This is a genomic window from Mycoplana sp. MJR14 (genome assembly GCF_029210525.1).
In the GTDB taxonomy this organism is placed as follows: Bacteria; Pseudomonadota; Alphaproteobacteria; order Rhizobiales; family Rhizobiaceae; genus Mycoplana.
The window spans coordinates 688,880-709,361 of sequence record NZ_JARGEO010000002.1 but is presented as its reverse complement, the minus strand read 5'-3'; the positions used below and the strand labels follow the sequence as shown (position 1 = coordinate 709,361).

Annotated in this window: 14 protein-coding genes; 8 read left to right on the top strand and 6 right to left on the bottom strand. The window is 67.0% G+C overall.

Annotated elements, in window-relative coordinates:
- Positions 1–44: 44 nt before the first annotated feature.
- The gene (locus P0086_RS07620; RefSeq protein WP_275784193.1) at positions 45–2,288 is read left to right on the top strand and encodes a cellulose synthase; all 2,244 of its coding nucleotides are present in this window, start codon (positions 45–47) and stop codon (positions 2,286–2,288) included.
- 282 nt (positions 2,289–2,570) lie between these two features.
- On the top strand, positions 2,571–3,158 hold the full coding sequence (locus P0086_RS07615; protein WP_112610298.1) for a J domain-containing protein: 588 nt from the start codon (positions 2,571–2,573) through the stop codon (positions 3,156–3,158).
- A gap of 18 nt (positions 3,159–3,176) precedes the next feature.
- Here P0086_RS07615 and P0086_RS07610 read toward each other — a convergent pair whose 3' ends face one another.
- From P0086_RS07610 to P0086_RS07595, 4 genes are all read right to left on the bottom strand, one after another.
- A complete protein-coding gene (locus P0086_RS07610; RefSeq protein ID WP_112597867.1) occupies positions 3,177–4,715 on the bottom strand; it encodes a SpoVR family protein in 1,539 nt (512 codons plus the stop codon).
- Positions 4,716–4,726: 11 nt separating this feature from the next.
- Positions 4,727–6,043: a YeaH/YhbH family protein gene (locus P0086_RS07605; RefSeq protein WP_275784186.1), complete on the bottom strand. Its 1,317-nt coding sequence runs from the start codon at positions 6,041–6,043 to the stop codon at positions 4,727–4,729.
- A gap of 301 nt (positions 6,044–6,344) precedes the next feature.
- Positions 6,345–8,294 (bottom strand): PrkA family serine protein kinase, encoded by a 1,950-nt coding sequence (locus P0086_RS07600; protein ID WP_112597863.1) that lies wholly within the window; start codon positions 8,292–8,294, stop codon positions 6,345–6,347.
- Positions 8,295–8,500: 206 nt separating this feature from the next.
- Positions 8,501–8,719 carry a hypothetical protein gene (locus P0086_RS07595; protein WP_275784182.1) on the bottom strand — a complete coding sequence of 73 codons (219 nt, stop codon included), beginning with the start codon at positions 8,717–8,719 and terminating at the stop codon, positions 8,501–8,503.
- A gap of 153 nt (positions 8,720–8,872) precedes the next feature.
- Here P0086_RS07595 and P0086_RS07590 point away from each other — a divergent pair, with 153 nt between their 5' ends.
- The 6 genes from P0086_RS07590 (at position 8,873) to P0086_RS07565 (ending at position 18,170) form a co-directional block, all read left to right on the top strand.
- The gene (locus tag P0086_RS07590; protein ID WP_148652298.1) at positions 8,873–9,133 is read left to right on the top strand and encodes a hypothetical protein; all 261 of its coding nucleotides are present in this window, start codon (positions 8,873–8,875) and stop codon (positions 9,131–9,133) included.
- Positions 9,134–9,313: 180 nt separating this feature from the next.
- Complete coding sequence (locus P0086_RS07585; RefSeq protein WP_112610166.1) at positions 9,314–10,375, top strand: HlyD family efflux transporter periplasmic adaptor subunit; 1,062 nt, start codon at positions 9,314–9,316, stop codon at positions 10,373–10,375.
- On the top strand, positions 10,372–13,137 hold the full coding sequence (rbbA, locus tag P0086_RS07580; RefSeq protein ID WP_275784177.1) for a ribosome-associated ATPase/putative transporter RbbA: 2,766 nt from the start codon (positions 10,372–10,374) through the stop codon (positions 13,135–13,137). The genes P0086_RS07585 and rbbA overlap by 4 nt, the downstream gene beginning before the upstream one ends.
- Position 13,138: 1 nt before the next feature.
- Entirely contained in the window at positions 13,139–14,251 is a 1,113-nt protein-coding gene (locus tag P0086_RS07575; protein ID WP_112610162.1) for an ABC transporter permease, read from the top strand.
- Positions 14,252–14,306: 55 nt separating this feature from the next.
- The gene (locus P0086_RS07570) at positions 14,307–16,694 is read left to right on the top strand and encodes a phosphoketolase family protein (protein WP_275784174.1); all 2,388 of its coding nucleotides are present in this window, start codon (positions 14,307–14,309) and stop codon (positions 16,692–16,694) included.
- Between the two features lie 144 nt (positions 16,695–16,838).
- Complete coding sequence (locus P0086_RS07565) at positions 16,839–18,170, top strand: FAD-binding oxidoreductase (protein ID WP_148151399.1); 1,332 nt, start codon at positions 16,839–16,841, stop codon at positions 18,168–18,170.
- Between the two features lie 33 nt (positions 18,171–18,203).
- Here P0086_RS07565 and P0086_RS07560 read toward each other — a convergent pair whose 3' ends face one another.
- Entirely contained in the window at positions 18,204–18,890 is a 687-nt protein-coding gene (locus tag P0086_RS07560) for a Crp/Fnr family transcriptional regulator (protein WP_275784170.1), read from the bottom strand.
- Between the two features lie 269 nt (positions 18,891–19,159).
- The gene (locus P0086_RS07555; RefSeq protein WP_275784440.1) at positions 19,160–20,374 is read right to left on the bottom strand and encodes a TIGR03862 family flavoprotein; all 1,215 of its coding nucleotides are present in this window, start codon (positions 20,372–20,374) and stop codon (positions 19,160–19,162) included.
- Between the last annotated feature and the right edge of the window lie 108 nt (positions 20,375–20,482).

The window sequence follows — 20,482 nt, the reverse complement described above, 5'->3', positions numbered from 1 at the left end:
CATGCTGCATGGCGCGGACGCCCTTGGTGGAGACTGGCATCACGATGAGATCCGTAGTTCTGGCCATGGCATGTATGGGAGCGGCGGTCAGCAGCGTCGTCGGCGTGCTCAGGCCGGAGATCGACGTGTTCGGCCAGGCCATCGACAGGATGAACCAGACCGCCTCGGTGGTTCCGGACGGCGCCGCCAGGGCCGTGTCTTCCCGCATGAGCAGGGTCGGCGCGGACACGGCCGAGATCGCCCAGCCGTCTCGGTCGCAGGGGCAGGGGGACGTTCATGCCCAGGCCCAGCCCCAGACGCAAGCGCCGGCGCAGACCCCGGAGCAGCAGCCCGCACCCGCGCCCGGCCCGTCCGCCCCTGTCGTCGACGAAAGCGCGCTGCGCTATTTTGCCAGCAAGGGCGACAAGGCCCGCCTCGAAGCCGAGATCGCCCGCCTGCGCGCGCTCTATCCGAACTGGACGCCGCCGCGCGATCCGCTCGCCGTGCCGCAGAACGCCGACCAGCAGCTGGAACGCATGTGGCAGCTCTATTCCGAGGCGCGCTACGCCGACGTCCGCACCGCCATCGCCGACCGGCAGGCGCGCGAGCCCGGCTGGACGCCGCCGGCCGACCTCCTCGACCGTCTCGCGATCGCCGAGCGCCGCAGCCAATTGATCGCCGCCTCGGACGCGAAGCGTTTCGCCGAGGTCGTGGCCCTCGCCGCGGAGACGCCGAGCCTTCTGACCTGCAGCGACGTCGACATCCTCTGGCGCGTGGCCGAGGCGTTTGCCGGCACCGACCGCGCGATGCGCGCCCGCGATGCCTATACCTATGTGCTGCGCAACTGCACGAACCAGGCCGAGCGGATCGCCACCATCCAGAAGGCCGCCGCCCTGCTCGGCTATGCCGACATCCAGGAACTGCTCGGCTACGAGAACACCCTGCCGGACGGCACCCGCGAGTTCGAGAGCATCCGCGACGATCTCGCCCGCCGGTTCGTCGCCGAGGGGGACGAGGACGGCAAGCTCGCCGTCGCCGTGCCCTACATCCAGCGCGTCGAGCGTCTGGTGGAGCGCGAAAACCTCGCCTCGGATGCGCTGCTGCTCGGCTGGTACGCGCTGCGCCGCGACGACATGCCGACGGCCGAGCGCTGGTTCCGCAAGGCGCGCAGCATCGAGGACACCGCCTCGGCGTCGCAGGGGCTGGCGCTGGCCCTGATCGACCGCAAGATGCCGCTCGAGGCCGAGGAGGTCATGTTCCGCTGGTACGACGCTTCCGACGAGACGAAGAAGACCTATCTCGCCGCCGTCGCCAACACGCTTGCGACCGATCCCCCCGTGGTCATCGCCGCGGACGTGCTGCAGCGCATGGCGGCCGCCACACTGAAGGAGAAGGATCCGGCCAGCGCCCAGCAGTTCGGCTGGTACGCGCTCGCCTTCGACCAGCCGAAGACGGCCGAGCAGTGGTTCCTGTCGGCGCTGAACTGGAAGGCGGACGACGAGCCTTCGGCCTACGGCCTCGCCGTTGCCCGCCTCCGGCTGCGGGACCTGACGGGGATGCGGGCCGTGCAGGCGCTGTGGCAGGGGCGCTCGGAGCGCATCGCGCGCGTGGGCGAACCGGAGCCCGTGACCCGCGGCGGACGCGCGCTGGAGACGACCGTGCGGCCGGCGGCCGCGGCGACCGGCGAACCGCGCGTCGTGACCTATGAAGCGCCCGTGACCTATGTCCGCCCCGTGGGCGAGGAACGCGCGGTGCGACGGGCCGCGCCCGCCGCGCGCACCGCCCGGACCGTCGCCGGCTGCAGGACGACCGTCGATCCGCAGACCCTGCCGCCGGCTGCGGCCCTTGCGCGCGGCTGGTGCCTGATGGAGCTGAACCGTCCGCTGGAAGCCGCCGCCGCCTTCGACGCCGCCCTGCGCACGACGGCGCCGGACGTGCAGCGCGATGCGGCCTACGGCCAGAGCCTCGCCTATATCCGCGCCGGTCTGTTCCGGGAGGCCGCCGTCGCCGCGACCAAGGCGAAGCAGCCGCGCGCGCGCGCCGTCGAGCTGCAGGCGGCGATCCTGTCGGACCGCGCCGTCGCCGCCTTCGACGCCGGCCGGTTCCGCGAAACCATCCTCTTTCTCGACCAGCTGGCGCAGCTGCGCACCGAACGCGCCGACCTCATGGTCCTGCGCGGCTACGCCTACAAGGGCCTGAACCGCAATGCCGATGCGCGGCGGATCTTCGAGGCGCTGGCCGCCACCGGCCAGCGCGATGCCGTCCGCGCGCTCGGCGACATGCGCGATCAGGGCACGCGTCCCCACTGAGGGCGCATTGCGTCGCCGGACGTGGGTGCGGCGATGCTCGACGGGCATGGCGGGTCGGCAGCGACGAGGCGCCCGTTTCCGAAATCGGTGGATGAGCATGCGATTGTGGTCGTCCCGCTGTCGTGCGAACATAGGATTGCCGGATTTCGGCTATGGTTCTCGCCTTCGAAACGTGGCAGGGCAAGGAAGTGGGCATGACGCCTTCTCCGGGCTTGAGGCGGGCGGCGCCAGCCTTTAGGAAAAGGCCAGTTCTGGTCGAACTTGCCGAAGACGGGTGAAACTGTGATCGATCCCTATGACATCATCGGTGTCGCGCGCGATGCCAACACGGCCTCCATCAAGGCCGCCTACCGCCGCCGCGCCAAGTCTGCCCATCCCGATTCCGGGGGCGACGCCGACACCTTCGCCCGACTGAAGGCGGCCTATGAGCTGCTGCTCGATCCCGTCCGCCGCAAGGTCTATGACGATACCGGTTATGATCCCGAGCTCGCCGATACCAAGGACCTCAAGGGCCTGATGGTGCTGGAGAAGCTGATCAACGAGGTGATCCTCGACGAGCGCGAGCCCGGAAGCTTCGATCCGATCGCCACCATCCGCCGCAAGCTGACGAACGAGATCGTCAATGCGCGCTTCCACATCATGGAGATGGAGCGTCACCGCGCCCGCATCCGCAACCACATGGACCGCGTCGGCAAGCGCCCGTCGACGGACGTCTTCGGCAGCATGCTGCGGGCCCGCAGCGAGGCGATCGCCGATGCGATCGAGAAGGCCGAGGCGCAGATCAAGGACATCGAGCAGGCCTACGGCATGCTGGACGGCTATTCCTACGACGTCGAGGTCGAGGTCGAGACGCGCAACGCCGCCGAATAGTCCTGCGACAGGCGGCGGCTACAGGCCGTCCTCGTCGGTCGAGCACTCGTAGAGCTCCTCGCCGCTCTCATCGACGCCGACGAGGCTGACGTCGTAGCCCCAGAGATGGCGGATGTGGCGCAGCGTGGCGTCACGGCTGGTCTCCTCCAGCAACACGCCGTTCTTGACGTTGTGCTGGAGGCGAAGCTGGCGGTCGCCCAGGAGATCCACGTCGACCACCTGGATGTCCTGCTGGTTCGCCCCGATGTCGTAGCTGCGGGCAAGCGCCGCGCGCACGGCCTGGTAGCCGCGCTCGTTGTGGATCGAGGCGACCTCGAGGTAGTTGTCGCCCGAGCTGTCGGTCAGGAGGAACAGCCGGAACTTGCGGATCAGCGCCGGGCTCAGATACTGCAGGATGAAGGATTCGTCGCGGTGGTTCGTCCAGGCGTCGAGCAGCGTCTCCCGCCACGCGCCGTTGCCGGCGATCTCCGGGAACCAGTCCCGGTCCTCCGCGGTCGGCTCCGTGCAGATCCGCTGGATGTCCTGCATCATCGCGAACCCCAGCGCATAGGGGTTCATACCGTAGTAGCGCGGATCGTCGAAGCCGGGCTGGAACACCACGTTCGAGTGGCTCTGCAGCACCTCCAGCATCGTGCCTTCGCTGACCTGGTCCTTCTCGAACAGCCGGTTCATGATCGTGTGATGGACGAAGGTGGCGCAGCCCTCGTTCATCACCTTGGTCTGCCGCTGCGGATAGAAGTACTGCGCGATCACCCGCACGATGCGCAAGAGTTCGCGCTGCCACGGCTCGAGGATCAGGCTCGTCTTCTCCAGGAAGTAGAGCAGGTTCTCCTCCGGCAGGTTCAAGGCCTTCTTGCGTTCGGAGGCGTCGCGCTCGGCCTCCGCCCGCTCCTTGGCCGAGGTCGACGGCGGCAGCGTGCGCCACAGGTCGTTGAAGGTCTGTTCCTCGTATTCCAGCCGCTCGCGCGCCCGCTCGCGCTCCCGCTCGGAGGACAGCCGCGGCGGGCGGCGGTAGCGGAAGACCCCCTGGTCCATGATCGCATGCGCCGAATCCAGGATCGCCTCGACGGCGGCCGTGCCGTGCCGCTCCTCGCACTTGGCGATGTATTTCTTGGCGAACTCCATGTAGCTGAGGATCGCGCTGGCGTCGGTCCACTGCCGGAACAGGTAGTTGTTCTTGAAGAAGTGGTTGTGGCCGAAGGCGGCATGCGCGGTCACCAGCGCCTGCATCGCCATCGTGTTCTCCTCCATCAGGTAGACGATGCAGGGATTGGAGTTGATCACCAGTTCGTAGGCCAGCCCGCGCCGGCCCTTGCGGTAGAGGTGGTCCTCGAACACGAAGCGCTTGCCGAACGACCAGTGCTGGTACATCAGCGGCATGCCCACCGACGAATAGGCGTCCAGCATCTGCTCGGACGAGATGATCTCCATCTGGTTCGGATAGATGTCGAGCTTCAGTTCGCCGAGCGCGATCTCCTCGATCGCGTCATAGGTCCGCGACAGCGTTTCGAAGTTCCAGTCGGACCCGTCGAACAGCAGCTTGCCGGAGCGCGTCATGGCGGATCCTTCTACTTGCGCGGCTGGCGCAGCGTCTGCGGCTGCTTGGCGAAGAGCTTGCGGAAGACGGGATAGATGTCGCCCGGCTTGGCGATGCGGGTCATCTGGAAATTCGGCCAGTCGCCGTCGACGGTGCGGTAGGCGCGCCAGAGCGAGGTGCCGTTGTCGGTGCGCGCGAAGATCTCGCTCTCGCGCTCGTCGATGATCTCCACATAGGCGTAGTACTGGCAATACTTCATCACCGTCGACAGCAGTGTCACGCAGCGTTCGGAATCGCCGGAGATGTTGTCGCCGTCGGAGGCCTGGGCGGCATAGATGTTCCACTCGCTCGCCGGGTAGCGCGCCTCGATCACCCGCAGCATTTCCTCAAGCGCGGTCGAGACCATAGTGCCGCCGCTCTGGGTCGAGTAGAAGAAGGTCTCCTCGTCGACCTCGCGCGCCTCGTCGGTATGGCGGATGAAGACGATCTCGATCCGCTCGTAGCGCCGCCTCAAAAACATGTGCAGGAGCACGAAGAAGCGCTTGGCCAGATCCTTCTCGCGCTCGCCCATCGAGGCGGAGACGTCCATCAGGCAGAACATCACCGCGCTGGCGTTGGGCAGCGGCTGCTGCTCGAAGCGGTTGAAGCGGATGTCGACGGTGTCGATGAAGGGCACGCGCCGCCGCCGGCGATCCAGCCACTCCAGTTCGGCCTGCAGCATGCCGAGCCGTTCCTTGTCCTTCGGCGTCGGCTTGGGCTTCTGCTCGAGCTCGGCGATTTCGGCTGCGAGCGCGTCGAGCTCCGCCTGCTTCGGCCGTCGCAGCGCAATGCGCCGGCCGTGGCTGTTGCGCATCGTCTTGGCGACGTTGATGTTGGTCGGCGATCCGGTCACCGCATAGCCGGCGCGCCGCGGCTTGAAGGTCAGCGTCTCCTTCAGGGACAGCTTGACCATGTCGGGCAGTTCGAGGTCCTCGAAGAACAGGTCCAGCACCTCGTCCTGCGACAGCGAGAACTGGAAGTCGTCCTCGTCCTCGCCGGTGCCGGCACCGCCCCGGCCGCCGCCGCCGCCCTGCGGCTTGCGCAGCCGGTCGCCGGGCGAGAACTCGCGGTTGCCGGGAAGCACCCGCTCGCGGTCGCCAGTGTCGCCGGCGGGCTGGAAGGTCGGCTCGCCGACGCCGCGCGTGGGCATCGACACGCTCTGCCCGGAGCCGACATCGGCGATCCCGATCGACTTCACCTGTTCCTTGACGGCGCGTTTCAGTTCCTCGCGCGCCCGCTTCAGGAAGCGCTGCCTGTTGCCGATGCTCTTGTCTTTCGGATTCAGACGCCGGTCGATGAAATTCGGCATGTTTCAGCGCCCCGGATGGTGGTTGTCATTCATGCTGCTGCCTCAACCGTCCGCCTGTCCGAAAGGATGGCGCAGAGCGTCGCAATGGACAAGCCGTGCGAACAGTGGACCGCCAATTCAGGTAATTTATGGCAGGATGTCGGAGGCGGTGTCCGCGGCCATTGCAGGCCGGCGCTTCGATCGCTGCGACGGTCGTTTCGCCTAGCCGCGGTTGCCGCCATGTCCGAAATCCCTCCGGGCGGAGTGCAAACGGTCGCGGGCAGGGGATGGCGATGCACCCCCGGACCGCCTTCATCCGGCGTCAGCCGGCCTTGTTGACGCGCATGTACCAGTCGACCAGCCGGCGGACCTGGCGCTTGGTGTAGCCGCGCTCGATCATGCGGCTGATGAATTCGGCATGCTGCTTCTCGGTGGCGCTGTCCTTCTTCGAGCCGAAGCTGATCACCGGCAGCAGATCCTCGACCTGGCCGAACATCCGCTTCTCGATCACCTCGCGAAGCTTCTCGTAGCTGGTCCAGGACGGGTTGCGGCCGTTGTTCTTCGCCCGAGCCCGCAGGGTGAACTTCACCACCTCGTTGCGGAAGTCCTTCGGGTTGGCGATGCCGGCGGGCTTCTCGATCTGCGACAGTTCGCTGTCGAGGATCTGCCGGTTGAGGATCTGGCCCGTGTCCGGATCCTTGAAGTCCTGGTCTTCCAGCCAGGCATCGGCATAGGCGATGTAGCGGTCGAACAGGTTCTGGCCGTACTCGCTGTAGGATTCCAGGTAGGCCTTCTGGATCTCGTGGCCGATGAACTCGGCATAGCGGCTGGCGAGTTCGGAGCGGATGAAGTCGAGATAGGCGGCCTCGGTCTCCTTGGGATACTGCTCGCGCCGGATCGCCTGCTCGAGGATGTACATCAGGTGGACCGGATCGGCGGCCACTTCCTTCGTGTCGTAGTTGAAGGTTTCCGACAGCACCTTGAAGGCGAAGCGGGTGCTGACCCCGGTCATGCCCTCGTCGACGCCGGCGGCGTCGCGATACTCCTGAACGGACTTCGCCTTGGGATCGACGTCCTTCAGGTTCTCGCCGTCATAGACCCGCATCTTGGTGTAGAGCGACGAATTCTCGTGTACGGCGAGCCGCGTGGAGACGGTGAAGCGGCTGAGCGTTTCCAGCACCTCCGGCGCGCACGGGTTCTTGGCGAGCTCGCTTTCCCGCAGGAGCTTCTCGTAGATCTGCCGTTCCTCGGTCACGCGCAGGCAGTAGGGCACCTTGACGACGAGGATGCGGTCGAGGAAGGCCTCGTTGTTCTTGTTGTTCTTGAACTGCAGCCACTCGGATTCGTTGGAGTGCGCCAGCACGACGCCCTGGTAGGGGAAGGCGCCGAAGTTCTCCGTGCCGTTGTAGTTGCCCTCCTGGGTCGCCGTCAGGAGCGGGTGCAGCACCTTGATCGGCGCCTTGAACATCTCGACGAATTCCAAGAGGCCCTGCGTCGTCCGGTTCAGGCCGCCCGAGTAGGAATAGGCGTCCGGATCGGCCTGGCTGTAGTTCTCGAGCTGGCGGATGTCCACCTTGCCGACCAGCGAGGAGACGTCCTGGTTGTTCTCGTCGCCGGGTTCGGTCTTGGCGATCGCGATCTGCCGCAACCGCGACGGCAGCATCTTGACGACGCTGAACTTGGAGATGTCGCCGCCGACCTCGTCGAGCCGCTTGGCGGCCCAGGGCGAGATCAGCCCGGTGAGGCGGCGCCGGGCGATCCCGTACTTGTCTTCCAGAAGATCGGCCATCCGCTCGGGGTGGAACAGGCCCAGCGGGCTTTCGAAGATCGGGCTGACCTTGCCGTTCACCATCAGCGTGTAGATCGGCCGAACTTCCATCAGCTTCTTCAGCCGTTCGGCCAAAGACGACTTGCCGCCGCCGACGGGACCGAGCAGGTAGAGGATCTGCTTGCGCTCTTCCAGCCCCTGTGCCGCATAGCGGAAATAGCCGACGATCCGCTCGATCGTGTCCTCCATCCCGTAGAATTCGGAGAAGGTGGGATAGATCTTGATGGTCCGGTTGGAATAGATGCGACCGAGCCGTTCGTCGGTGCTGGTATCGATCAGCGTGGGTTCGCCGATCGCTTCGACCATCCGCTCCTGTGCGGTGGCGTACATGCTTTTGTCATCTCGGCAGGCTAGGAGATATTCCTGAAGAGACATCTCCTCGCGCGCAGTGCTGGAGTAGATCTCCGAAAACAGATTGAAGACGTCGGATTCACCCCTTTGCATGTTTGTCTCCTGCGACAACCGGCGTAAGTCGGATGGAATCAAGGCCTGTGGAATCATTATACAGGAAAACGGATTTCATGGATCAATGTTCCTTTCACATAATTGGCATCCCCGGTGATTTGTGTGATGTGGCGGTCGCAAGGACTGCGGCGTCCGTCTCGTCGGAGGCGAAGCATTTTCGGCAGTCAGGGTTCTTGAGCAGAGACTCAGATTGAACGGCCATGGAGACCATTGAACACGTCTTTTCCGGCCTTGCCAACCGCGTCCGGAAGATTGAGGTGACCTGCGACATTTATGTCCGGCCAGGTATGTCCCTTACCGTTCATACGCCATTCGGGCGACGGGCATCGCAGCGCGACTGTCTCTTTGCGTGAGCCGGTTTCTCCGGATGATGGTGCGGCGCCGTCAGGCGTCTCGGCATCCATGTGGAGCCATTCTGCCGGAGCAGGTTTTTATCGGGGCTGAGCGACGATCTCGGGAACCCTCCTTGTCCACCGCGCCGGCCCTTCGGGGACGAAAAACCATCGGAACCATTGCGGCAAGATGTCGTTGACCTAGCGACGCAAGGAGAAAGTCAGATGCATGAAATGTCGAACCAGAAAGAAGTCGAGCGGCGTTCGCTGGCGGTCGAGAGCGCGCTGATCCTTCTCGTCGGCGACCTCGCCGCGCGCGGCATCGTCTCCGCCGACGAGGCGGAGAGCGTGCTGGCGGTGATTGCCGGCAGTTCCGAACGCTCGGCCGCCAGCGCCTCCGGCGCCCGCACGCTCGTCAGGCAGTTGCGGCGGTTGCGCCGCAATGACGGGCTTTCCGCACCCGGAGCGCCGGCCTTCCGGACCTGAACCGGTCCGCCCCGCGGCGGCCGCGTTCCAGCTGCAACCGGCGCCGCCGTCGTCGCACAATTCGGTTGCCACCCCTCCATGCTCTTCCTACTATCGACCCGGTCAACCGGCCGTTGAGAAAAATCAAGGTCGAGAAGTGCGCCGTCCGCTAGATGGCCTGCAACTGGAGGGACTCGCCGGATGACCAGAAAGGGTTGGATCGCCGCAGCGGTGCTGGCGCTCGTGGCGTTGGCGGGCTACTACGCCTGGAGCACGCTGCGCGGATCGGGCCTGCCCGCCGGGATCGCCAGCGGCAACGGCCGCATCGAGGCGGTCGAGATCGACATCTCCTCCAAGATCGCCGGCCGCATTGCCGAAATCTACGTGAACGAGGGCGATTTCGTCGAAGCCGGCCAGGAACTGGCGCGGATGGACACCGCCCAGCTCGTGGCCCGCCGCCGCCAGGCGGAGGCCGAACTCGCCCGTGCCAAGGTCGGCGTCGAGACGGCGGAAAGCCTGGTCCGGCAGCAGCAGGCGCAGCTGGAGGCGGCCAGCGCGCTGATCGAACAGCGCGAGGCCGAGCTGAACGCGGCCGAGACGCGGCGCAACCGTTCGGAGCAGCTCCTGAAGAGCAACACCGTGTCGCAGCAGGTGCTCGACGACGACCGCGCCAAGTACCAGGCCGCCGTCGCCACCGTTGCCGCCGCAAGGGCGCAGCAGGCGGCCGCCGAAGCCGGCGTCGGCAGCGCCAAGGCGCAGGTGATCGATGCCAAGGCGGCCGTCGAGGCGGCGGATGCGGCGATCGAGAGCATCGATGCCGACCTCGACGACAGCATCCTCCGCTCCCCGCGCACAGGCCGTGTCCAGTACCGGGTGGCGCAGCCGGGCGAGGTGCTGTCCGCTGGCGGGCGCGTCCTCAATCTCGTCGACCTGACCGACGTCTCGATGACCTTCTTCCTGCCGACCGAGCAGGCCGGCCGCGTCGAGCTCGGCAGCGAGGTCCGCATCGTGCTCGACGCCATCCCGCAATATGTCGTGCCGGCGCGGGCGACATTCGTCGCCGACGTCGCCCAGTTCACGCCTAAGACCGTCGAGACGCAGGAGGAGCGGCTGAAGCTGATGTTCCGCATCAAGGCGCGGATCGCCCCGGAGCTGCTGGAGCGGTACGTCCGGCAGGTGAAGACCGGCCTGCCGGGAATGGCCTATGTCAAGGTCTCGCCGGACGCCGAATGGCCGGAATGGCTCGGAAACGTCGTGAAATGAGCGCGCCGGCGACCGGAGCGGCACAGGGACCGGTCGCGCGGCTGCAGGACGTCGGGCTGTCCTACGGCAGCACACGGGCGCTTTCCGGCGTCACCCTCGACATCCCGGCCGGCTGCATGGTCGGCCTGATCGGGCCGGACGGCGTCGGCAAGTCCAGCCTGCTCTCGCTCATTGCCGGTGCCCGCGCCCTGCAGGGCGGCCGGATCGAGGTGCTCGGCGGCGACATCGCCGACAGCCGCCACCGCCGGCTGACCTCGCCGCGCATCGCCTTCATGCCGCAGGGGCTCGGCAAGAACCTCTACCCGACGCTGTCGGTGTTCGAGAACGCCGATTTCTTCGGCGGCCTGTTCGGCCAGGACGCCGCGGAGCGCAAGGCGCGCATCGCGACCTTGCTGGGAAGCACCGGCCTCGGTCCCTTCGCCGATCGCCCCGCGGGAAAACTCTCCGGCGGCATGAAGCAGAAGCTCGGGCTCTGCTGCGCGCTGATCCACGATCCGGACCTTCTGATCCTCGACGAGCCGACCACCGGCGTCGACCCGCTGTCGCGCCGCCAGTTCTGGGAGCTGATCGACAGGATCCGGAAGGACCGGCCGGGCATGAGCGTGATCGTTTCCACCGCCTACATGGAGGAGGCGGCGCGCTTCGACTGGCTGGTGGCGATGGATGCGGGCCGGGTGCTCGCCACCGGGTCGCCGGGCGAACTCCTGCGGCGCACCGCGACCGCCGACCTCGACGCCGCCTTCGTGGCGCTGCTCCCGGAGGAGAAGCGCCGCGGCCACGTCGCACTCGCGATCCCGCCGCGTCAGCTGCGCGAGGGCGAGGAGATCGCGATCGAGGCGGAGCACCTGACGATGCGCTTCGGCGACTTCACCGCCGTCAGCGACGTCAGCTTCCGCATCCCCCGCGGCGAGATCTTCGGCTTCCTCGGCTCGAACGGCTGCGGCAAGACGACGACGATGAAGATGCTGACCGGGCTCCTGCCGGCGAGCGAGGGCACGGCGCGGCTGTTCGGCAGCACGGTCGATCCGAAGGACATGGCCGTGCGCCGGCGCATCGGCTACATGTCGCAGGCCTTCTCGCTCTACACCGAGCTGTCGGTCCGCCAGAACCTCGATCTGCACGCCCGCCTGTTCGAGATGCCGGAGGCGGCGATCCCCGATCGCATCGCCGAGATGGCGCGGCGGTTCGACCTGACGGACGTGATGGACGCGATGCCGGACGCCTTGCCGCTCGGCATCCGCCAGCGCCTGTCGCTCGCCGTCGCCATGGTGCATTCCCCGGAAATCCTGATCCTCGACGAGCCGACCTCCGGCGTCGATCCGGTCGCCCGCGACGGCTTCTGGAGCATCCTCGCCGACCTGTCGCGCAAGGACGATGTGACGATCTTCGTCTCGACCCACTTCATGAACGAGGCGGCGCTCTGCGATCGCATCTCGCTGATGCATGCCGGCAAGGTCCTGGTCAGCGATACGCCGGCAAACATCGTGAAGATGCGCGAGGCGGATACCCTGGAGCAGGCCTTCGTCGAATTCCTCGAAGAGGCGATCGGCGAGAAGGAGGCCGCGGCGGCCGGCGCTGCCGCACCGCCGCCGGAGATTGCCGCCGATGCCGCCGCCGCGCAGGCGCGCGCCGGCCGCTTCTTCGATTTCGGCCGCATGCTGGCCTACACCCGGCGCGAGACGCTGGAACTCAGGCGCGATCCGATCCGCGCCACGCTCGCCCTGATCGGCAGCCTCGTCCTGATGTTCGTCGTCGGCTACGGCATCAACCTCGACGTCGAGGACCTGACCTTCGCCGTCCTCGACCGCGACGACACGACGATCAGCCGCGACTACGCGCTGCAGATCGCGGGCTCCCGCTACTTCATCGAGCAGCCGCCGATCGTCGACTACAACGATCTGGACCGGCGCATGCGCGCCGGCGAGATCAGCCTGGCGATCGAAATCCCGGCGGGCTTCGGGCGCGACGTGGCGCGCGGCGAGGGCGCCGAGGTCAGCGCCTGGATCGACGGCGCCATGCCGACCCGGGCCGAGACGGTGCGCGGCTATGTCGAGGGCATGCACGCCACCTGGCTGGCGCAGAAGGCGCGCGAACGCTCCGGAAACGCCACCGCCGGAAGCTACCAGATCGAGATCCGCTATCGCTACAACCCCGATGTGCAGAGCGTGGTCGCCATCGTGCCCGCGATCATCCCCATCCTGCTCCTGATGATCCCCTCGATGCTGACCGTCCTGAGCGTGGTGCGGGAGAAGGAACTGGGCTCGATCATCAATTTCTACGTGACCCCGGTCACCCGCTTCGAGTTCCTGCTAGGCAAGCAGCTGCCCTATGTGGTGCTCGCCGCCCTGAACGTCGTGATCCTGACGGCCTTCGCCATCTTCGTCTTCCGCGTGCCGTTCACGGGAAGCTCCCTGGTGTTCGGCACCGCCGCCCTTCTCTATGTCGTCGTCACCACCAGCATGGGGCTGGTCATCTCGAGCTTCATCAACAGCCAGATCGCCGCGATCTTCGGCACCGCCCTTCTGACGCTCGTCCCCGCCGTCCAGTATTCCGGCATGATTGATCCGGTCTCCTCGATGCAGGGCTTCGGCGCCTTCGTCGGCAACATCTTCCCGACCACCTATTTCGTCACGATCTCGCGCGGCTCGTTCTCCAAGGCGCTGGGGTTTGCCGATCTCGGCCCCTCCTTCGTGCCGCTGCTGATCGCGGTCCCGCTGCTCCTCGGCCTCGGCGCGGCCTTCCTCAAGAAGCAGGCGACGTGACATGAGGCTCGCCAACGTCTACCGGCTGGGGATCAAGGAGCTGTGGGGACTGGCGCGCGACCCGGTGCTGCTGATCCTGATCGTCTATTCGTTCTCGCTGTCGATCTATTCGGCCTCCAACGCCCAGCCCGAGACGCTGAACCACGCGGCGATCGCGATCGTCGACGAGGACGAGTCGCCGGTGTCCTCCCGCATCATCACCGCCTTCTACCCGCCGCTCTTCTCCGTGCCCAAGCTGATCGGCCAGGCGGAGATGGACAGCCGCATGGACGCAGGGCTCGATACCTTCGCCCTCGACATCCCGCCGAACTTCCAGCGCGACCTCTTGGCCGGCCGGTCGCCGGCGATCCAGCTCAACATCGACGCCACGCGCATGTCGCAGGCGTTTTCCGGCGGCGGTTACGTGCAGTCGATCGTCGCGGGCGAGATCGACGAATACCTGAACCGCCATCGCGACACCGCCGACGTCCCGGTGGAACTCGTCCTGCGCGCCGCCTTCAATCCGCAGCTCGACAAGGGCTGGTTCATGCCGATCGCCAACGTCATCACCTCGATCACCATGCTGTCGATCATCCTGACGGGCGCGGCGCTGATCCGCGAGCGCGAGCACGGCACGATCGAGCATCTGCTGGTGATGCCGGTCACCCCGACCGAGATCATGGTGAGCAAGATCTGGTCGATGGGGCTCGTCGTCCTCGTCGCCTCGGCGCTCTCGCTGCTCGTCGTCGTGCGCCTCATCCTCGACGTTCCGCTGCAGGGCTCGTTCGCGCTGTTTCTGGCGGGCACTGCGCTGCAGCTCTTCGCCACCACCTGCATGGGCATCTTCCTCGCCACCGTCGCCGGCACCATGCCGCAGTTCGGCCTGCTGCTGATGCTCGTGCTTCTGCCGCTGCAGGTGCTCTCCGGGGCGATGACGCCGCGAGAGAGCATGCCGGAATTCATCCAAACCCTGATGCTCGCAGCGCCCAACACCCATTTCGTGATCCTGGCGCAGTCGATCCTGTTCCGCGGGGCGGGGCTGTCGGTCGTCTGGCCGCAGCTCCTGGCACTCTGCGTGATCGGGGCTATCTTCTTCTATTTCTCGCTGCGCCGCTTCAGGCAGTTCCTGCGATAGGAAACGCCACACGCCCTTCGCCAGACCGTTACCGGGAAGAATGAGGAGACATTCCATGACACCGAATACGACCGGAACCGAGAGACGTCGGCTGGACGCGGGCGAGATCGCCCTGATCGACCGCTACTGGCGGGCGGCGAACTATCTGTCGGTCGGTCAGATCTACCTTCTCGACAATCCGCTGCTGCGCGAGCCGCTGAAGGCCGAGCACATCAAGCCGCGGCTGCTCGGCCACTGGGGCACGACGCCGGGGCTGAACTTCGTCTACGCCCACCTGAACCGGATCATCCGCGCCCGCGATGCGGATATCATCTATGTCTGCGGTCCGGGCCACGGCGGGCCGGGCATGGTCGCCAACACCTATCTGGAAGGCACCTACAGCGAGGTCTACCCGGAGATCGCCGAGAACGCTGCCGGCATGCAGAAGCTCTTCAAGCAGTTCTCCTTCCCGGGCGGCGTGCCGAGCCACGTGGCGCCGGAGACGCCCGGATCCATCCACGAGGGCGGCGAGCTCGGCTATGCGCTCGTGCACGCCTACGGCGCCGCCTTCGACAACCCCGGCCTCGTCGTCGCCTGCGTCGTCGGCGACGGCGAGGCGGAGACCGGGCCGCTTTCAGGGAGCTGGCAGTCGCACAAGTTCCTCAATGCCGCCCGCGACGGGGCGGTGCTGCCGATCCTGCATCTGAACGGCTACAAGATCGCCAATCCCACCGTTCTTGCCCGGATGAGCGACGAGGATCTCAGGGGCCTCTTTTCCGGTCACGGCTACCAGCCCTTTTTCGTCGAGGGCCACGAACCGGAGAAGATGCATGCCCGCATGGCCGAGGTGCTGGACGAGGTCTTCGACATCATCGCCGCGATCCAGGCCGAAGCGCGCGCCGGCCGGGCGGGGCACGCCTGCCCGCGCTGGCCGATGATCGTGCTCAGGAGCCCGAAGGGCTGGACGGGGCCGAAGGAGGTGGACGGCCTGAAGGTGGAGGATTTCTGGCGCTCGCACCAGGTTCCGGTCTCCAACTGCCGCGGCGACGAAGGCCACCGCAAGATCCTCGAGGACTGGCTGCGCAGCTACGATCCCGAGGATCTGTTCGATGCCGCAGGACGGCTGAAGGGGGAACTGCGGGCCCTGGCGCCGCAGGGCCGCCGCCGCATGGGCGCGAACCCGCATGCCAATGGCGGCCTGTTGCGCCGCGAGCTCGAGACGCCGGACTTTCGCGACTACGCGCTCACGGTCGAAAGCCCGGGACAGGCGAACGGCCAGTCGACCAAGGTGCTCGGCAGCTATTTGCGCGACGTGCTGCGGATGAACGACAAGCATGCGAACTTCCGCGTCTTCGGCCCCGACGAGACGGAATCGAACCGGCTCGGCGACGTCTTCCAGGCGACCAACCGCGTCTGGATGCAGGACATCCTGCCCTATGACGTGCACCTCTCCCCCGACGGCCGGGTGATGGAGGTGCTGAGCGAACACCTCTGCCAGGGCTGGCTGGAGGGCTACCTGCTGACGGGCCGGCACGGCTTCTTCTCCTGCTACGAAGCCTTCATCCACATCGTCGATTCGATGTTCAACCAGCACGCCAAGTGGCTGCAGGTGTCGCGCGAACTGCCCTGGCGCAAGCCCGTGTCGTCGCTGAACTACCTTTTGACGTCGCATGTCTGGCGCCAGGACCACAACGGGCTCAGCCACCAGGATCCCGGCTTCGTCGATCTCGTCGCCAACAAGAAGGCGGACATCGTCCGCATCTACCTGCCGCCCGATGCCAACACGCTGCTGTGGGTCGGCGACCATTGCCTGAAGACCTACGACCGCATCAACGTCATCGTCGCCGGCAAGCAGCCCGAGCCGCAATGGCTCTCGATCGACGAGGCCATCCGTCATTGCGAGGCGGGCATGGGCCGGTGGGCATGGGCCAGCAACGACGAGGGCGGCGAGCCGGACGTGGTCATGGCCTGCGCCGGCGACGTGCCGACCATGGAGACGCTCGCGGCCGTCGACCTGTTGCGCGAACATGTCCCCGATCTGAAGATCCGGGTGGTCAACGTGGTCGACCTGCTGGCGCTGCAGCCGCAGTATCGCCACCCGCACGGCCTCGACGATGCCGATTTCGACGCGCTGTTCACGAGGAACCGCCCGGTCGTCTTCGCCTATCACGGCTATCCCTACCTGATCCACCGGCTGACCTACAAGCGCGCGAACCACGGCAACATCCATGTGCACGGCTTCATCGACGAGGGCACGACGACGACGCCCTTCGACATGACGGTGATGAACGAGCTGGACCGCTACCACCTGGCGCTGGCCGCCATAAGGTGGGTGCCGGGACTGGAACAGCGGGCGCCCGAGGTCGTGGCCGAATTGCAGGGCCGGCTCGACGCACACCATCACTACGTCCGCGCCTATGGCGACGACATGCCGGAGATCCGCGACTGGACATGGTCGCGCTGACCCCGGTGCGAGAGGGGGAGATACGCGCCGCCGCGCCTCAGGGCGGGCGGCGGTGGCTCCCGGCTTGACATCGCGGCGCGACTGCGGGACGACGGCAGGCGGTCGCCTTTCCCCACCCCTGCCTGCCCGAAGGATTTTCCCAACATGCCCGGTCCCTATGTCGTGCCCGTCCACGGTGATCCAGAACTGCCGAAGGAGGTCGACGTCGTCGTGATCGGCGGCGGCATCATCGGCACGTCGACGGCGCTCGAGCTTTCCGAGCGGGGCTTGCGGGTCGCGCTGTGCGAGAAGGGCGGGATCGCGCAGGAGCAGTCGAGCCGCAACTGGGGCTGGGTGCGCATTGCCTGCCGCGACCCGCGCGAGGTGCCGCTGATGGCGCAGTCGCTGCGCATCTGGGACACGCTCGACCAGCGCACCGGCCGCGATACCGGCTTCCGGCGCGCCGGCATCATCTTCACCTCCTCGACGGAGCGGGAGTTCGCCGATCACGGCCGCTGGATCAAGAACCTCGAAGGCTACGACATCGAGGCGCGCATGCTGGACGGCGCCGAGTTCCGCAGGATGTATCCCGGCACCACGATGAACCTGAAGGGGGCGCTCTATACGCCGACCGACGCGAGGGCCGAGCCACAGAAGGCGGCCCCCGCCATTGCCGAGGCCGCGCGGACAAGGGGAGCGGCGATCCTCACCGAATGCGCCGTGCGCGGCATCGAGACGGCGGCCGGCGCGGTCTGCGGCGTCGTCACCGAGCGCGGCGCGATCGCCTGCCGGGCGGTGGTGCTGGCCGGCGGCGCCTGGTCCAGCCTGTTCGCCGGCACGCTCGGCATCCATCTGCCGCAGCTGAAGGTGCTGAACTCTGTGCTGCGCACCAGGCCGCTGGAGGGCGCGCCCGAGCAGACGATGTGGGCATCGGGCTTCGCCTTCCGCAAGCGCCAGGACGGCGGTTACACGGTCGCCTCCGGCCACGAGAACATCGTCGACATCGTGCCGAAATCCTTCCGCTTCGCCGTCGACTTCCTGCCGGCGCTGAAGAAGGAGTGGCGTGCGCTGAAGTTCCGCGCCGGCTGGCGCTTCCTCGACGAGGCCCGCATTCCCGACCGCTGGGCGCTGGACGAGCCGAGCCCGTTCGAATACTGCCGCGTCCTCGATCCCGTGCCGTCGAAGAGGATGTCGGACCACGCGCTGGCCAACCTGCGCCGCGCCTTTCCGGTGTTCGAGAAGGCCGAGGTCGCCCAGCGCTGGGGCGGCATGATCGACGTCACCCCGGATGCGGTGCCGGTGATTTCCGCCGTCGACCGCATTCCCGGCTTCCACATCGCCACCGGCTTCTCCGGCCACGGTTTCGGCATCGGACCGGGGGCGGGACGGCTGATGGCCGATCTCGTCGCCGGCGACACCCCGATCGTCGACCCGCGGGATTTCCGCCTGTCGCGCTTCACCGACGGCTCCAAGATAGAACTGATCAGCGGCTTCTGATCGCGCGCAAGAAGCCGGGACAGGCGCCCGGCACTACACGTCCAGCGCCTTCTGCATCCGGTCGTAGCAGCAACAGCAGCGACCGTGCAGGACATGGCGGCTGCGCACGACCAGGCGGCCGCGATTGTAGGTGATGGCGCCCGCGTTCATCAGGTCGGTGCAGACGGCGTTGACCGTCGCGCGCCGCAGCGCGAGCAGTTGCGATATGGCCTCCTGGGTGATCTGGAACTCGTCGCCGGCCATCCGGTCGTGTGCCTGCAGCAGCCAGCGCGAGACCCGCTGCTCGGCCGTGTGCCGGCTGTTGCAGGCGGCCGATTCCATCAATTGTTCGATGAAGGCGCGGACATAGCCGAACATCGCGCTCCGCATGCCCTCGAACCGTGCGAGCGCCCGTTCGAACTCGGCGGCCGCGACAAAGAGCGCCCGGCCCGGCACCTGGACGACCGACCGGCCAAGCGCCCGGTCGCCGCCGAGGACGACGGCCAGCCCCAGCGCGCCCTCGCGGCCGAGCGAGGCCTTCTCGACGTTCCTGCCGCTGGCGATATCCGTGACGTAGGATATCACCCCCTCCAGCGGGAAGACGACATGGGTCAGCGCTGCGCCGTCGTCGAAGACGGTCTCGCCGGCAAGTATCGGTCGTATTTCACCCCGCTCGAACAGGAAATCGCGCGCATCCGGCCGCAACGAGGCAAGGACGCGGTTGCCCGGCAAGGTGATCAAGTTGTGTTTTTCAGTCACGAACAGCCCCAGCATGTGCTGGATATATTTGTATCATCAATTATCGCAGGTTCAAATCAACATTCATTGCTTGTTAAGTACGTTATGCGTCATAACGATACATCCGGTTGTCCAAAGATGAGAAAACGACGGGACTTTCGACTGGAGGGTGTTCGTAGAACGATCCGAATGGATTTCGGCACCCGCCGGATATTCTTCCGGGCAGGGTGCAGAGCGGAGCTTCGCGCCGCTCTACGCTCGGTCTTTTCGACCTAACGGGTGTCCTTGAGACGCTGCATGATGCCCCGTGCCGCGGCGCGTCCGGTCGCGAGGCAGGCGGTCAGGAGATAGCCGCCGGTGGGAGCTTCCCAGTCGAGCATTTCGCCGGCGGCGAAGACGCCCGGCATCGCCTTGATCATGAAGCCGTCGTCGACCCCCACCCAGTCGATGCCGCCGGCAGAGGAAATCGCCTCGGCGATCGGCCGGGGGCGCAGCAGGGGCAGGGGCAGCGCCTTGATCGTCCGCGCCAGGGCGTCGGGCGCGGATCGGGACGCATCGGGGACCAGTTCGCGCAGGAGGCCGGCCTTGACGCCGGCGAGGCCCGCGCCCTTGCGCAGGCGGTTGGCGAAGCTCTCCTTCGTCCCCCGGCGGGCAAGGTCCCGCGCGATGCGGGCCGCCTCCCGCCCCGGCGCCAGATCGAGCACGAGCGTTGCTGTGCCTTCCGCCTCGATCCGGTCGCGGAGTGCCGCGGCATGCGCATAGACGAGGCTGCCCTCGATACCGTGCCGGGAGACGACGAACTCGCCGGGAAACGTGCCGGCGTCGGAGGTCGCGGTGACGCCCTTGAGCGGCTGGCCGGCGAAGCGCTCGACGAAGCCCTCGCTCCAGGCCAGGTCGAAGCCGCAATTGGCGGGACGGAAGGGGCGCACCGGCACGCCGCGCTCCTGCAGGTGCTCCACCCAGGCGGCGTCGGAGCCGAGCCGCGGCCAGCTGGCGCCGCCGAGCGCCAGCAAGACGGCACGGCAGGACAGGCTCTTGCGCCCCTCCGGCGTTTCGAAGACGACCGCGTCGCCGTCGAAGCCGACCCAGCGATGGCGCGTGTGGACCTTTGCCCCCTGCGCCTCGAGGCGGCGCAGCCAGGCGCGCAGCAGCGGCGAAGCCTTCATCGCCGTCGGAAAGACGCGGCCCGACGTGCCGACGAAGGTCTCGATGCCGAGCCCGGCCGCCCAATGCCGCACGTCGTCCGGCGTGAACGCCTCGAGCGGCGGCCGGAGACGGGCGGATGCCGTGCCGAAGCGTTCGGCAAAGCGGGAGAACGGCTCGGAATGGGTGATGTTCAGCCCGGACTTTCCGGCCAGCAGGAACTTGCGCGCCACCGTCGGCATCGCCTCGTACACGGCCACCGGCCATCCCGCCGCCGACAGCACCTCGGCCGCCGCAAGCCCGGCAGGACCGCCGCCGATGACCGCGATCTCGTCCCGTTCCATCCCGTCCATCGTCTCCGTTTCCACCGCGGCACTCTTGGCGTGCGCCGCGCGATGGCGCAAGGGTGTTGCACCGTCGAATCGGATGTGGATGCCGCAGACGCGCGTTGG